Raw genomic sequence first — 13782 nt, forward strand, 5'->3', positions numbered from 1 at the left:
GGGTCCTTGGATCAAGAGAACTTGTCGGGTGGCCGGCGGATGGCAAATTCCGATTCAAAAAACACTCGATTCGTCACGGTCTGGATACCGCAAGCAGCATCTGCTGCGTGCGGTGCCTCCAATTATGGCGATTCCGCATCACTGATCGCTTGGACCCGCTAAAACCGCAGCGACCCCGGTGCAATCATTGGTTGTTTTAGTGCCACCAAGCATGTTTCCTATAGTCAGAACACTAATCGGAAAGGACAGCGGTTCTCAGGTACATTTCCACCAAGTGAAGGATTTCTCATGAACATGGAAAGTTTCGATTGGGCGGGTATGGCGCAGAAGGTCGCCATCGCCGTAATAATCCTGCTGGTGACTTGGCTATTGGCCAAGTTGGTCAAGTGGGTCATTGGAAAACTCGTGGGGCGGGTAAAGGGGTTGCAACGTCAGGGGAATGACGGGCAACAACTTGGGGAATCACTGGGCAAGGTTGCGGGACTGATCATCTGGCTCTTTGGACTGGTCGCCATCTTGCAGGTCTTCGCCCTTACCGAGGTCCTGTCGCCGGTTCAAGATCTGCTGGGCAAGGTCATGGCCTTCATCCCGAACCTCATCGGTGCGGGCATCATCTTCTTCATCGGCTACATGATCGCCAAGATTGTGCGGCAGCTGGTGACCACGGCTTTGGGCGCTGTTGATTTCAGCAGGCTGACTGCCAGGTTCAAGAAGGGACAGCCTGAAGTCGATCCCGTTGCCACTCATCAACAGAACGCCAAGATCATTTCCATCATCGGAAACCTGCTTTTCGCGATCATCATCATTGTGGTGGGCATCAGCGCGCTGCAGGTGCTGGGCATCGCCGCAATCTCCGATCCGGCCCAGCAGATGCTGACCATGATCATGAGCGCGATCCCGCAAATCATCGCCGCGCTGATCCTGCTGGCCATTGGTTACGTCATCGCAAAGTTTGTCGGCACGATCCTGGAAAGCACGTTGCAGGGAATCGGCACCGATTCGGTTGTGCACAAGTGGGGGATCGTTCCCGCCGACAAGAGCGCCTCGGGCATCATCGCGCTACTGGTGAAGATCGCCATCATGCTGTTCTTCGGCATCATGGCGGCACGTCAGCTGAACTTCCCCGAAGTCACCAACATCCTCAACGACATTTTGGCACTTGGCGGCAACGTGCTCTTCGGCGCTCTGATCATCGCCGCAGGATTCCTGATCGCCAACATCGTCGTCTCGATCGTCGGTCCGGGAACGGCGGCGACAGTGATCCGGTGGGCAACGATTGCGCTCTTCATCGCCATGGGCCTGAAGTACATGGGCATTGCGGATTCCATCATCAACATGGCCTTTGGCGCAGTGGTGATCGGCGGCGCACTGGCCGCGGCCCTCGCATTCGGCCTGGGTGGACGCAATGCGGCAGCTAAGGCACTGGAGAAGTTGGAACACAAGCAGCCGCCTCCGGCACCGCCGGCACATGCCGGGCCGGTGAACCCGCTGGGTTAGGCGCCGACAACTACTAACAGCGACGCCGGTACGCGGTGTTGCGAACGGCAGGGCGGTCCTGGGTATCCACGGGACCGCCCTTCTTGTTGCCGGGGGACACCCCCGCATCGCGCGTTGCCGCAGGACCGATATTCCGGTGGGATCAGGCGTGAATCTTTGCTGCGTGGACGCTGTGGGCGGGGAGCTCCCGGCGCCCCGCCAGCAAGTGTTCATGCGTGAGATAAGGCACGTTTAACACCAGATTTCCCATTAGGACTAGAATGGTTAATTGGGTCAGTCGTGGCCCCGACCCCCGAGACCCAAATTCTCTAGAAGAAGTGAGCCTTTTCGCATGTCAGATACCACCATCATCGCTCGTGAAGACCTGCGCAACGTAGCCATCGTTGCGCACGTTGACCACGGCAAGACCACCTTGGTCAACGCAATGCTCCAGCAGACCGGTGCATTCGACAGCCACGGTGAAACCGAAGACCGCGTGATGGACTCTGGCGAGCTGGAACGCGAAAAGGGCATCACCATCCTGGCCAAGAACACCACCGTGTTCTACGACGGTCCGGCCGCCAACGGCCACAAGATGACCATGAACATCATCGACACCCCCGGCCACGCCGACTTCGGTGGCGAGGTCGAGCGCGGCCTGTCGATGGTTGACGGCGTCGTCCTTTTGGTCGATGCTTCCGAGGGTCCGCTGCCGCAGACCCGCTTCGTGCTGCGTAAGGCACTCGTTGCCAACCTGCCCGTCATCATCGTGGTCAACAAGACCGACCGTCCCGATGCACGCATCGACGGCGTCGTCTCCGATTCCATGGACCTGCTCCTGGGCCTGGCCTCCGACCTGGCAGACGAAGCTCCGGACCTGGACCTGGACAAGATCCTCAACGTCCCGGTCGTCTTCGCCTCGGGCAAGGCCGGTTTCGCCTCGGTGAACCAGCCCGCCGACGGCACCATGCCGGACAACGAGGACCTCGAGCCGCTGTTCGAGACCATCATCAAGCACGTTCCGGCCCCGACCTACACCGAGGGCGAAGTCCTTCAGGCACACGTCACCAACCTTGACGCTTCCCCGTTCCTGGGTCGCCTGGCGCTGATGCGCATCTTCAACGGCACCCTGCGCAAGGGCCAGCAGGTTGCCTGGGCCCGCCAGGACGGCGAGCTCAAGACCGTGAAGATCACCGAACTGCTGGCCACCAAGGGCCTGACCCGCGTCCCGGCGGAGTCCGCTGGACCGGGCGAGATCGTCGCAGTTGCCGGCATCGAAGACATCATGATCGGCGAGACCCTCACCGACATCGAAAACCCGAAGCCGCTGCCGCTGATCACCGTGGACCCGCCGGCAATCTCGATGACCATCGGTATCAACACCTCGCCGCTGGCCGGCAAGGTCAAGGGTGCCAAGGTCACCGCGCGCCAGGTCAAGGACCGTCTTGACAAGGAACTGATCGGCAACGTTTCGCTGAACATCCTTCCGACCGAGCGCCCGGATGCCTGGGAAGTCCAGGGCCGTGGCGAATTGGCACTGGCCATTCTCGTTGAGCAGATGCGTCGTGAAGGCTTCGAGCTGACCGTCGGCAAGCCGCAGGTTGTTACCAAGATGATCGACGGCAAGCTGCACGAGCCGATGGAGCACATGACCATCGACGTACCCGAGGAATACCTCGGCGCCGTGACCCAGCTGATGGCAGCCCGCAAGGGCCGCATGACCAACATGGCCAACCACGGTACCGGCTGGTGCCGCATGGAGTTCATGGTTCCGGCACGTGGCCTGATTGGCTTCCGCACCCGCTTCCTCACCGACACCCGCGGTGCAGGCATTGCCGCTTCGTTGGCCGAGGGCTACGAGCCGTGGGCCGGTCCGATCGAATACCGCATCAACGGTTCGATCGTGGCTGACCGTTCCGGCGTCGTCACCCCGTTCGCGATGATCAAGCTGCAGGAACGCATGTCCTTCTTCGTGCAGCCGACCTCCGAGGTCTACGAGGGCATGATCGTTGGCGAGAACTCACGCGCCGATGACATGGACGTGAACATCACCAAGGAAAAGCAGCTCACCAACATGCGTGCAGCTTCCTCGGATACCTTCGAGAACATGACCCCGCCGCGCAACCTGACTCTGGAAGAGTCCCTCGAATTCGCCCGTGAGGACGAATGCGTTGAGGTTACCCCGGATGCGATCCGTATCCGCAAGCTCATCCTGAACGCCGGCGACCGCGCGAAGTCTAACCGTGCCCGGGCAAAGTCCTAACAAGGCACCAGGGCTAACCGCCTCCACCCTGGGCAGCGTCCTGGCCGCTTTGGCGGCCGGGGCGCTTGCCGCCGTGGTGGGAACCATCCTTCATGCCTCGTTGGGCTATGCGGGAGACGTGCCGATTCCCTGGGGCGCCGCATTGGCCCTGCTGCTGACGGGCGCCCTGGTCTACTGGGTGGGCCTGCTGCGCGGCAAGCTGTGGGTCAGTGCGCTGGCCGGGCTGGCGACCTACGTGTTCGTGGCATTGATCTCGACCGACACGAACAACCAGATGATCGTCTCGACCCAGTTCTTCAAGATGCTTCCGGGCCCGGCATTGGCCGGCGGCATGTGGGTGTACGGCATCATCGTCCCGGTCATCGTGGCGATCCTGCTGGTCTCCCGGCAATTGCGCGCCGCAACACGTACCCGCGGCTGATCCCGGGTGCTGGCCGATAAGGCCGTCACCCAACGCAACACCAAGCCAACCAATGACAGGACCCCGCAGAGCACGCTCTGCGGGGTCCTGTCATTGGTTGGCGCGGGGGTTAGGCCGCGCCGGTGGTCTTCTTGGCGGACTTCACATCCAGGTGGTGTGCCAGGAACAACGAGGTGGCCACACCGTCGGTATCCGAGTCGCGCATGGCGTAGTCCTCGATCACTGCATGGATGCGTGACATCATTTCCTTCTGGGTGCTTTCGCTGAGCTTCAGGCCCACGCGCAGGACCTGGATTTCCTGCGGAGCCAGTCCGTCGATTTCCTGCAGGAACGTGTCGACGAGCAGCGGAGCGGCATCCGGCAGCTTGGTGCCCCACGACAGCTTGGTGCTTCGGTACGGCACTTCCTTGGCGCCGCGGTTGCCGCGGCGCGTCTCCTCGGCGGCGAGGAATCCGTTGGAGAGCAGCGTGCGCACATGGTGCAGCGACGTCGCCGGATTGATGTCCAGCATGTCGGCTATTTCCTTGTTGGTGCGCGATTCGTGCAAGCAAAGTCGCAGGATGCGAAGGCGGAGCGGGGAGCTCAACGCCCTGGCACGGGCCTGTACTTCTTCATCTGTGGCCATGGTTTAAGCATACGGGAAATCACGCCACTGATTGAATGTTTCAAATCGCTCGGCGTGTGTGTTTCGGGGGGCGCTGTCAACGGCGCTGCCGCCGGTCAGGCGGGGGAGGAACCGTCTTGGCGTGGGTGATCCGGGCGCGTTCGATGGACACCGGACCGCCGCGGGTCTCGAGGACCACATGGGTCTCGGTCACCGACTGCACGTTTCCCAGGGCATCGGACAGCCGCTCGCCGGCGCTTCCCTGCTCGTCGGGTGCCAGGCGATAGCGAATGACCACGCGGGTGCCCGAGGGAATCGTGGCGAAGAGATCCGGATCCATGTCTTGAGTCTAGGCCGGGGCGTAACATGACACCGTGAGTCAGGGATGGATGTGTGCGAGGCCACATTCATGGCGGGGGTGCCGTTCGACCGGGCAAAGCGGCCCCAACGGGACTAAGCTATTGGAGAGCATGCATAGCCGCGTGCCGCATGACCAGACAGTTCATGATCCGTTGTAAAGGAAGGCCCCGGGTACCGTGACCTACATCATCGCCCAGCCGTGCGTCGACGTCAAAGACAAGGCGTGCATCGAGGAATGCCCCGTGGATTGCATCTACGAAGGCGAACGCTCGCTGTACATCCACCCCGATGAATGCGTTGACTGCGGCGCCTGCGAACCGGTATGCCCGGTGGAGGCCATTTACTACGAGGACGATGTCCCCGACCAGTGGGCCGAGTACTACAAGGCCAACGTGGAGTTCTTCGACGAGGTCGGTTCCCCGGGCGGCGCGGCCAAGCTGGGCAACATGGGCATCGACCACCCCATCATTTCCGTCCTTCCGCCCCAGGCCCAGGACTGAACGCCACCACCATGCTGACGCTCCCTGACTACCCGTGGAACGCCCTTGCCCCCTACGCGGCCCGCGCCGCCGAGCACGAGGGCGGTGCCGTGAACCTTTCCATCGGCACCCCCGTGGACCCCACACCCGAAATCATCATCCGGGCACTGCGCGAGAGCGCGAACGCCCCGGGATACCCCACCACCCACGGCACGCCGGAGCTGCGCGAGGCCATCGTGAATTGGTTCGGGCGCCGCCGCGACGTGCGTGGCCTGGCCACGGACGACGTCATGCCCACCGTCGGCTCCAAGGAACTGGTGGCCTGGCTGCCGCTGCTCCTGGGCCTGGGGGCGGGCGACCTGGTGGTCCGCCCGCTGGTTGCCTACCCGACGTACGACATCGGTGCGCAATTGGCCGGCGCCGACTCCATCGCGGCCGATTCGCTGGCGGGGCTCTCTGAGGACGACCGTGCGCGCGTGAAGCTCGTGTGGGTGAATTCCCCGGGCAACCCCACCGGCATCGTCCGCGGCGCTGCCGAACTCAAGGCGCTGGTGGATGACGCCCGCTCGCTGGGCGCTGTCGTGGCCTCGGACGAATGTTACGCCGAGCTTGGCTGGGGCGAGCACGAGGACGGGGTGCCGAGCATCCTCCACGACTCGGTCTCCGGTGGCGACATGAGCGACCTGCTGTGCGTCTACTCCCTGTCCAAGCAGTCGAACCTCGCCGGATACCGTGCTGCCTTCGTGGCCGGGGCACCGAACCTGATGCCCGCACTGGTCAACAACCGCAAGCACGCGGGGATGATCGTACCGGCCCCGGTCCAGGCTGCCATGGTCGCCGCCCTAAACGACGACGAGCACGTCAAGGCGCAAAAAGATCTGTACCGTGCACGCCGTGACCTCCTGGTTCCGGCCCTCGGCGCCTTCGGCTTGCGCATCGTGGACTCGGTCGGCGGGCTCTATCTGTGGTGCACCGCGGACGAGGACTGCTGGACCACCCTGGGACGGCTCGCGGACCTGGGCATCGTGGCAGGACCCGGCGCGTTCTACGGGACGGCCGGGGAGAAATTTGTCAGGATCGCGCTCACCGCCAGCGACGAACGGATCCACAGCGCCGTTGAACGGCTTAATGCGGCAGCCTGAACGGCAAACGTGACCAACCAATTAGTGTCAAGAGCCTACTAAACGGTAGCGTGACAGTGATTACTGACCATCGGATTCATCTGCATTCCGGTTAGGAGAGACAATGACGGAAAACAATTCTGCTCAGCTCAGCTTCGGCGGCAACAGCATCGAACTCCCTGTTGTGCCCGCGGTAGAAGGCAACAATGGCTTTAACATCGCCCCCCTGTTGAAGGCGACAGGCGGCGTGACGTACGACCCGGGCTTCATGAACACTGCGGCAACCAAGTCCGCGATCACCTTCATCGATGGCGATGCGGGGATCCTGCGCTACCGCGGTTACCCGATCGAACAGCTGGCCGAGAAGTCCAGCTTCCTGGAGACCAGCTACCTGCTGATCTACGGCAACCTGCCCTCGGCCACCGAGCTGGAGGAATTCGACCAGAAGATCCGCCGGCACACGCTGCTGCACGAAGAGCTCAAGGGCTTCTTCGGCGGCTTCCCGCGCGACGCGCACCCGATGCCGGTGCTCTCCTCGGCCGTTTCCGCCCTCTCCACCTGGTACCAGGATTCGTTGGATCCGTTCAACGAGGAACAGGTCGAGCTCTCGACCATCCGCCTGCTGGCCAAGATGCCGGTGCTTGCCGCCTACGCGCACAAGAAGTCCATCGGGCAGGCACTGCTCTACCCGGACAACTCGATGAACCTGGTCGAGAACTTCATGCGCTTGAGCTTCGGCCTCGCCGCCGAGCCGTATGACTTGGATCCGGTCATGGTCAAGGCCCTTGACCAGCTGCTGGTCCTGCACGCGGACCACGAGCAGAACTGCTCCACCTCCACGGTGCGCCTGGTCGGTTCCTCGAACGCGAACATGTTCGCATCGGTCTCCGCCGGAATCAACGCACTCTTCGGCCCCGCCCACGGCGGCGCCAACGAGGCAGTGCTGAAGATGCTGCGCCAGATCCAGTCCGAGGGCCTGAAGCCCGCCGACTTCATGGAGAAGGTCAAGAACAAGGAAGACGGCGTCCGCCTCATGGGCTTCGGACACCGCGTCTACAAGAACTACGATCCGCGCGCCAAGATCATCAAGAACACGGCCCACGAGATCCTCGGGAAGCTCGGCGGCAACGACGAGCTGCTGGACATCGCGATGTCCCTCGAAGAGCGCGCGCTCAACGACGACTACTTCATCTCGCGCAAGCTCTACCCGAACGTCGACTTCTACACCGGCCTGATCTACAAGGCCATGGGTTTCCCGGAGAAGATGTTCACCGTGCTGTTCGCCATCGGACGTCTGCCGGGCTGGATCGCGCAGTGGCGTGAAATGATCCAGGATCCGGAAATGAAGATCGGGCGCCCGCGCCAGCTCTACATCGGCGAGTCGGAGCGCACCTACCCGAACCGCTAAGTCGGTCCGGAGCCGCAGCGGGGAAGGGATCCCGCCGCGCGAACCGCGGCAATGCAAGCCCAGGGGGCCGGCATCGTTGAAGGAGATGTATCCTTCAGCGGTGCCGGCCCCCCTTTGCCGTGAACGGCCGGCTGCACGCTGATCCCCGGACTTGCGGGGCTTTTGTGCCATTTCGGGCTTATCCTAGATTTAGGCAGGGGATTTAACGGAAACGGGTGTGCACATATGGTGCTGGAGTCTGGTTCGGGTTGGAAGGTTTCGGCCGATATCGACAAGGAGATGTTGCTGGCGCTATATTTCCGGGATTTGGCGGCCATCGAGCCGATGGGGGCAATGTCCCTCGCGCCGCTGAGTCCCAGGGTCAAGCCGGCTGCCGCGCGGGAGCTGTCCGAGAATGCCGCCGGAGAACTGCGCCAGGAATGGCAAAGCTGGTGGGAGCAGATCCTGGCCAACGGCCAACCGACCATCGACATCCACGCGGAACCCGACTTTCCGGGCTTCTCCGATTCACCGAGCCTGCAACACCTCTTGCGTGCTCACTACGGCAACGCCTACACCTGGACGCAGAACAGGGTGGGGGAGTACCGGGATTACTGCGTCGACAACACCAAGGAGCGGCTCCAGCTCTTGGCGCATCTCTTCGCCGAACGGGAGCTGGAGGGCAAGAACCTCGATGACCTGCATCTGAAGCTGGTCGAGCTGCCGCTGGCCGAGCGTCGCGCCTGGTTCGTTGAACCGGACACGGTGATCCTGAGCCAGGAACTGATGCGGGATGCGACGCTTTTCCGCAGCTACCTGCAGCCCATTATCGACCTGATGACCTAGGCGCAGGGTTTCGGCGTTATTTCGCGGAACCTGCCAGGGAGATGATGACGTAGCCGTCCGTGGTCGCCGCCGGCACCCAGCGGCCCTCGGAGCGGTTCCACACCAGTCCCGCGTAGGAGACCGACTCGGTTTGGTGCTTCTGCGCGTTGGCCACGGCCCACTGGGCGATGGCCCAGCCCTGGTCGCCGCGTACGGCGATGCGCACGCGGTTTCCGGCCAGGTCGTCGGTCTTCTGGCCCGTGGCCGCCAACAGGTCGGCCGCCACCGTCGTGGCCGAGCCGGCACCATCCGTCGGGCGCAGCGTGCAATTGAGCGTCGAGGGGGAGGCCCCGGTGAGCGCCGAGGCAAACGCGCTGGCCTCTTCCTCATGCTTGGCGTAGGCCTGCGGGTAGGCGGAGCGCTGCACCTTTTGCGCCGCGTCGGTCAGGGCCATCGACTCGTAGTCAAAGGTCTCCAGCTCCTGGAAGAAGCGGTTGGCGGCATAGACCGGATCCTGGACCTGCTCCTCGGTGCCCCAGCCCATGGACGGGCGCTGCTGGAACAGGCCGCGCGAATCCGGGCCGGCGTTGTCGCCGTAGTCGATGTTGGTGAGCTTGGATTCCTGCATCGAGGTGGCGATCGCGATGGTGGCTGCACGGGTGGGCATCTTCCGCTTGGTGGCCGCAGCGGCGATCACCGCGGCGTTCGACGCCTGGTCCGGTGTCAGGGTGTGCAGCGTCGAACCCACCAGCGCGGTGCATTTCTGGCGTACCACCGTGGCATCGATCCCGATGAAGTTCACCGCGGCGTAGAGCCCACCGCCGATGAGCCCCATGGCAAGCACCAGGGCCAAAAAGGTGCGGCCCCAGCGTCGGGGCCCGCGGTGCCGACCATGATGCCGGTCGGCATGCCGCGAGCCCAACGAGAGCACGCGTTGGTGTGCGTCAGTTGGCATGCAGGACGCTGTTCAATTCCACATGTTGGCCGGCCCGCGGCAGCGCCTCCACGGCACCGGTGAGCGAGTTGCGGCGGAAGAGCAGGTTCGGAACTCCGGAAAGTTCAACGGCCTTGACCACGGTGTTCCCGAGCTGGACGCGGGTTCCGGCGGTGACGTAGAGGCCGGCTTCGACGACCGAGTCGTCCCCGATGGAAATGCCGACGCCGGAGTTTGCGCCAAGCAGCACGCGTTCGCCGATGACGATCCGTTCCTTGCCTCCGCCGGAGAGGGTCCCCATGATGGAGGCACCGCCGCCAACATCCGAACCGTTGCCCACCACGACCGAGGCGGAGATCCTGCCCTCGACCATCGAGGCGCCCAGGGTGCCGGCATTGAAGTTCACGAAGCCCTCGTGCATGACGGTGGTGCCCGATGCCAGGTGCGCACCCAGGCGGACGCGGCCGCCGTCGGCAACGCGGACCCCTGCGGGAACGACGTAATCGAGCATCCGGGGGAACTTGTCGACCCCGTAGACGGTCAGGGCACCGCGCGGGCGCAGGCGCAGGCGGGTGCGTTCGAAGTCTGCTACTGCGCAGGGTCCGAAGTTCGTCCACACGACGTTTTGGAGCAGGCCGAAGGCCCCGTCGAGGTTGACGTTGTTGGGGGTCACCAGTCGGTGGGAGAGCAGGTGCAGGCGCAACCAGACATCCGCGGTGTCAGCGGGGGCAACGTCGAGGTTGATTTCAAGGGCGATCACGGCCTGCGTGGTGCCACGCCCGTCATCGTCCCGGGCGGCGGCAGCCAGGTCCCCGGAAATCTGCGCGGCGTCTTCCAGGACACCGACGACGGGATTGGGGAACCACGCGTCCAGCACCGAGCCGTCGGCGGCATAGGTGGCCAGGCCGTGGGCCGAGGCGATCCTGAGGTCGTGTGTGGAGGCGTGCGTGGATGGGGTGTCTACCGGAGTCATGAATCAATCCTAGCGCGGCCCCGGGTACTAATCTTGGATTGTGCACAGCAAACCCAGCCCCGCAAACCCCGCCGCCCCCGCCACGCCCATTGACCTGGACCTGCGCGAAGACGTGGCGGACCTGACCGCCCGGCTGATGGACATCGAGTCCGTCTCCGGGAACGAGACCGCCCTGGCGGACGCCATTGAAGCGGCCCTGCGCCGGATCCCGGGCCTGTCGCTGCACCGCGACGGGGACTCGATCGTGGCCCGCACGACGCTGGGCCGGGCGGAGCGGGTGATCCTGGCCGGCCACCTTGACACCGTGCCGCTGCCCACGACCCCTGGTGCCCGGGGGACAGTGCCGGTGAGCTGGGAGGGGGAGACCCTCTACGGCCGCGGCGCGACCGACATGAAGGGCGGGGTGGCGGTGCAGCTTGCCCTGGCTGCCACGCTGCAGGACCCGAACCGGGACGTCACCTACATCTTCTACGACCACGAGGAAGTCGAGGGCTCCAAGTCGGGCCTGGGCCGGCTCTTCCGCAACTGCCCGGAACTGCTCGGCGGCGATTTCGCCATCCTGCTTGAACCCACCGACGGCACCGTGGAGGGCGGCTGCAACGGCACCAGCCGCTACAAGGTGCGCACCCGCGGCGTCGCCGCCCACTCGGCCCGCGCCTGGATGGGCGAAAACGCCATCCACGCCGCCGCACCCATCCTGGCGATCCTGGCCGGCTACACGCCCCAGACCGTGGAGGTCGACGGACTGGAATTCCGCGAGTCGCTCAATGCAGTCCGCATCAACGGCGGCATCGCCGGCAACGTGATTCCTGACTACTGCGAGGTCGAGGTCAACTACCGCTTCGCCCCCGACAAGGACGTGGAGGCCGCCGAGGCCCACGTGTTCGAGCTCTTTGAGGGATTCGAGATCGTCCGCACCGATGGTGCCGGCGGTGCCCGGCCCGGGCTGCGGCATCCTGCAGCAGCCTCCTTCGTTGAAGCGGTGGGCCAGATCCCGAAGCCGAAGTTCGGGTGGACCGATGTCGCCCGCTTCTCGGCGCTGGGCATTCCCGCGGTCAACTTCGGTCCGGGCGATGCCCTGCTGGCGCATTCGGACGACGAACATGTCACCCGCACCGCCATCCACGACTGCCTGGCCGCACTGCGCCGCTGGCTAGGCGAAGCCCCCTCCGCCTAGCACCCCCCGGATCCCGGCGCGCCGCCGGGATCCATCACCGGCGCAAAAGGGCCGGGCGACATTCGACGTCTCGTGGATCACGAGACCGACTGCCGCCCGGCCCTTTTCGCCGTGCTGTGACCTGTCCGGGTTGGCCTAGGTGGCCGGACCTCCGGGAACCTTGGTGCTCAGGTCGGCGACCACCACCGGCACTGCCGGGTCCATGGGCTTGCCCGCGCTGATGCCGCGGCTGCTGAGCCGGCCCGCGACCACGGAGGCCAGCTTCGAGAGAGCGAAGTTGATCAGGATGAAGATGGCTGCCACCACCACGAGTGCCTGAAGCACGTTGGCGTTGCCCGTGCCGATGAGCCTGCCGTTGAAGAGCAACTCGTTGAAGTTGATGATGTACCCCAGCGCGGAGTCCTTCAGGATGACCACGAACTGGCCGATCAGCGCCGGCAGCATCGCGATGAGTGCCTGCGGGATCTCAACGTTGCGCAGCGACTGCCCGCGGGTCAGGCCAATGGCGATGCCCGCCTCGCGCTGGCCCTTGGGCAGGCCGAAGACGCCCGAGCGAATCAACTCGGCAACGATCGATCCGTTGTACAGCGTCAGGCCCACGACCACCGCGACGAACGGCGAGTCGCTGGGGGCCACGATCCCGGAGCGAGCCAGGATGATCCAGAGGAAGATCATCATCAGCAGCACCGGCACCGCACGGAAGAACTCCACGACAATGGAGCTGATCCAGTTGACCACCTTGTTGGTGGACAGGCGCCCGATGCCAAAGATGAACCCGAATATCAAGGACGTGACGATGGCAACTGCCGCGGCGCGCAGGGTGTTCAGCAGGCCGGGGACGATGTAGTTCTCCCAGATGGAGCCCTCACCGAACACCGACCACTTCTCGGCAGTCAACTGACCGGCATCGTTCAGGACCTTATACAGGTAGTAGACCAGAAGGATAGCCAGCAGCACGCCGATGACGTTGATGACGAGGACGCGGCGCCGGGCCTTGGGCCCGGGCGCGTCGAACAGAACGGATTCGGAGACTTTCATCGTGCCACCGCCAACTTCTTGGATAGGTACGTGGTGAGCAAGCCAACGGGGATCACGACGATCACGAAGAACACGGCGATGGTGAGGAAGATCAGGATCCCGACATCGGCGCGGAACTCAAGCATGGTCTTCATGAGGCCCGAGATCTCGGCCACCGAACCTGCCACGGCGACCGTCGTGTTCTTGATCAACGCGATCAGCACGTTGCCCAGCGGGGCAATGGCCCCGCGGAAGGCCTGCGGCAGGATGACCAGGCGTGCGGCGGGCAAGAAGCTCAGCCCGATGGCGCGGGCCGCCTCGGCCTGGCCCAGCGGCACGGTGTTGACGCCTGAACGAATGGCCTCACACACAAAGGCGGAGTGGTAGATCGTCAAACCGAGAATGGCGATCTGGAAGAAGTTGAGATTGAAATCCGAGCTGAACTGGACCCTGAACACGCCAAAGAGAACCAACACGCCAAAGGCCATGATGATGGTCAGCGGGGTGTTTCGGAAGATGTTCACGTAAGAGGTTCCGAAGGCGCGGAAGCTTGGTACCGGCGAAATACGCATCAATGCCAAGAGTGTGCCCAGGACCAACGACCCGATGGCTGCCCAAAATGTCAGCTGCAGGTTGCCCCAGAAGGCGGACATCATTTGTCCGCCGTATTCATCCCATAGGGAAAGGTAGCCTTGCATGGCTTACTCCTTTAGGGTGCGATTGAGGTAGGTCCCATCCGGCGCGG

At 63.8% G+C, this 13782-nt stretch carries 14 protein-coding genes; 8 read left to right on the plus strand and 6 right to left on the minus strand.

The window, feature by feature from the left end:
• Positions 1 to 288 precede the first annotated feature (288 nt).
• The 3 genes from OIU93_RS15265 (at position 289) to OIU93_RS15275 (ending at position 4160) form a co-directional block, all read left to right on the plus strand.
• Positions 289 to 1497 (plus strand): mechanosensitive ion channel, encoded by a 1209-nt coding sequence (locus OIU93_RS15265; protein ID WP_264270917.1) that lies wholly within the window; start codon positions 289 to 291, stop codon positions 1495 to 1497.
• 331 nt (positions 1498 to 1828) lie between these two features.
• Complete coding sequence (gene typA / locus OIU93_RS15270; protein ID WP_264270918.1) at positions 1829 to 3739, plus strand: translational GTPase TypA; 1911 nt, start codon at positions 1829 to 1831, stop codon at positions 3737 to 3739.
• Positions 3720 to 4160 (plus strand): hypothetical protein, encoded by a 441-nt coding sequence (locus OIU93_RS15275; protein WP_264270919.1) that lies wholly within the window; start codon positions 3720 to 3722, stop codon positions 4158 to 4160. Before typA ends, OIU93_RS15275 begins: the two co-directional genes overlap by 20 nt.
• Before the next feature lie 109 nt (positions 4161 to 4269).
• On the opposite strand, the gene OIU93_RS15280 is transcribed toward OIU93_RS15275, so the two are convergent.
• Both OIU93_RS15280 and OIU93_RS15285 read right to left on the minus strand, forming a co-directional pair.
• A complete protein-coding gene (locus OIU93_RS15280) occupies positions 4270 to 4785 on the minus strand; it encodes a helix-turn-helix domain-containing protein (RefSeq protein WP_264270920.1) in 516 nt (171 codons plus the stop codon).
• Between the two features lie 76 nt (positions 4786 to 4861).
• Positions 4862 to 5104, minus strand: a complete 243-nt coding sequence (locus tag OIU93_RS15285; protein WP_264270921.1) for a hypothetical protein — start codon at positions 5102 to 5104, stop codon at positions 4862 to 4864.
• A 196-nt stretch (positions 5105 to 5300) separates the two neighbouring features.
• Between OIU93_RS15285 and fdxA the strand changes: the two genes are divergently transcribed.
• The 4 genes from fdxA to OIU93_RS15305 all read left to right on the plus strand — a co-directional run bounded on the left by fdxA (position 5301) and on the right by OIU93_RS15305 (position 8957).
• Positions 5301 to 5624 carry a ferredoxin gene (gene fdxA, locus OIU93_RS15290; protein WP_264270922.1) on the plus strand — a complete coding sequence of 108 codons (324 nt, stop codon included), beginning with the start codon at positions 5301 to 5303 and terminating at the stop codon, positions 5622 to 5624.
• 11 nt (positions 5625 to 5635) lie between these two features.
• Positions 5636 to 6745 carry a succinyldiaminopimelate transaminase gene (dapC, locus tag OIU93_RS15295; protein WP_264270923.1) on the plus strand — a complete coding sequence of 370 codons (1110 nt, stop codon included), beginning with the start codon at positions 5636 to 5638 and terminating at the stop codon, positions 6743 to 6745.
• A 103-nt stretch (positions 6746 to 6848) separates the two neighbouring features.
• Positions 6849 to 8132, plus strand: coding sequence for a citrate synthase (locus tag OIU93_RS15300; RefSeq protein ID WP_264270924.1), 1284 nt, complete (start codon positions 6849 to 6851; stop codon positions 8130 to 8132).
• A 225-nt stretch (positions 8133 to 8357) separates the two neighbouring features.
• Complete coding sequence (locus OIU93_RS15305) at positions 8358 to 8957, plus strand: hypothetical protein (RefSeq protein ID WP_264270925.1); 600 nt, start codon at positions 8358 to 8360, stop codon at positions 8955 to 8957.
• A 16-nt stretch (positions 8958 to 8973) separates the two neighbouring features.
• On the opposite strand, the gene OIU93_RS15310 is transcribed toward OIU93_RS15305, so the two are convergent.
• The gene (locus OIU93_RS15310) at positions 8974 to 9891 is read right to left on the minus strand and encodes a hypothetical protein (RefSeq protein WP_264270926.1); all 918 of its coding nucleotides are present in this window, start codon (positions 9889 to 9891) and stop codon (positions 8974 to 8976) included.
• Positions 9881 to 10843 (minus strand): 2,3,4,5-tetrahydropyridine-2,6-dicarboxylate N-succinyltransferase, encoded by a 963-nt coding sequence (gene dapD, locus OIU93_RS15315; RefSeq protein WP_264270927.1) that lies wholly within the window; start codon positions 10841 to 10843, stop codon positions 9881 to 9883. The genes OIU93_RS15310 and dapD overlap by 11 nt, the downstream gene beginning before the upstream one ends.
• Before the next feature lie 37 nt (positions 10844 to 10880).
• Between dapD and dapE the strand changes: the two genes are divergently transcribed.
• Positions 10881 to 12020 (plus strand): succinyl-diaminopimelate desuccinylase, encoded by a 1140-nt coding sequence (gene dapE, locus OIU93_RS15320; protein WP_264270966.1) that lies wholly within the window; start codon positions 10881 to 10883, stop codon positions 12018 to 12020.
• Positions 12021 to 12155: 135 nt separating this feature from the next.
• Here dapE and OIU93_RS15325 read toward each other — a convergent pair whose 3' ends face one another.
• Together OIU93_RS15325 and OIU93_RS15330 are read right to left on the minus strand one after the other, a co-directional pair.
• On the minus strand, positions 12156 to 13058 hold the full coding sequence (locus OIU93_RS15325; protein WP_264270928.1) for an amino acid ABC transporter permease: 903 nt from the start codon (positions 13056 to 13058) through the stop codon (positions 12156 to 12158).
• Complete coding sequence (locus tag OIU93_RS15330) at positions 13055 to 13735, minus strand: amino acid ABC transporter permease (protein WP_264270929.1); 681 nt, start codon at positions 13733 to 13735, stop codon at positions 13055 to 13057. The genes OIU93_RS15325 and OIU93_RS15330 overlap by 4 nt, the downstream gene beginning before the upstream one ends.
• Positions 13736 to 13782 lie beyond the last annotated feature (47 nt).

Source organism: Paeniglutamicibacter sp. ZC-3 (assembly GCF_025847175.2).
Taxonomy (GTDB): Bacteria; Actinomycetota; Actinomycetes; order Actinomycetales; family Micrococcaceae; genus Paeniglutamicibacter; species Paeniglutamicibacter sulfureus.

Bases quoted from the DNA above. Each gene is read 5' to 3' on its own strand.
- dapD (WP_264270927.1), bottom strand. From the start codon at position 10,843: ATGACTCCGGTAGACACCCCATCCACGCACGCCTCCACACACGACCTC.
- dapC (WP_264270923.1), top strand. From the start codon at position 5,636: ATGCTGACGCTCCCTGACTACCCGTGGAACGCCCTTGCCCCCTACGCG.
- OIU93_RS15285 (WP_264270921.1), bottom strand. From the start codon at position 5,104: ATGGATCCGGATCTCTTCGCCACGATTCCCTCGGGCACCCGCGTGGTC.
- typA (WP_264270918.1), top strand. From the start codon at position 1,829: ATGTCAGATACCACCATCATCGCTCGTGAAGACCTGCGCAACGTAGCC.
- OIU93_RS15305 (WP_264270925.1), top strand. From the start codon at position 8,358: ATGGTGCTGGAGTCTGGTTCGGGTTGGAAGGTTTCGGCCGATATCGAC.
- OIU93_RS15280 (WP_264270920.1), bottom strand. From the start codon at position 4,785: ATGGCCACAGATGAAGAAGTACAGGCCCGTGCCAGGGCGTTGAGCTCC.
- OIU93_RS15310 (WP_264270926.1), bottom strand. From the start codon at position 9,891: ATGCCAACTGACGCACACCAACGCGTGCTCTCGTTGGGCTCGCGGCAT.
- OIU93_RS15330 (WP_264270929.1), bottom strand. From the start codon at position 13,735: ATGCAAGGCTACCTTTCCCTATGGGATGAATACGGCGGACAAATGATG.
- OIU93_RS15325 (WP_264270928.1), bottom strand. From the start codon at position 13,058: ATGAAAGTCTCCGAATCCGTTCTGTTCGACGCGCCCGGGCCCAAGGCC.
- OIU93_RS15265 (WP_264270917.1), top strand. From the start codon at position 289: ATGAACATGGAAAGTTTCGATTGGGCGGGTATGGCGCAGAAGGTCGCC.
- OIU93_RS15300 (WP_264270924.1), top strand. From the start codon at position 6,849: ATGACGGAAAACAATTCTGCTCAGCTCAGCTTCGGCGGCAACAGCATC.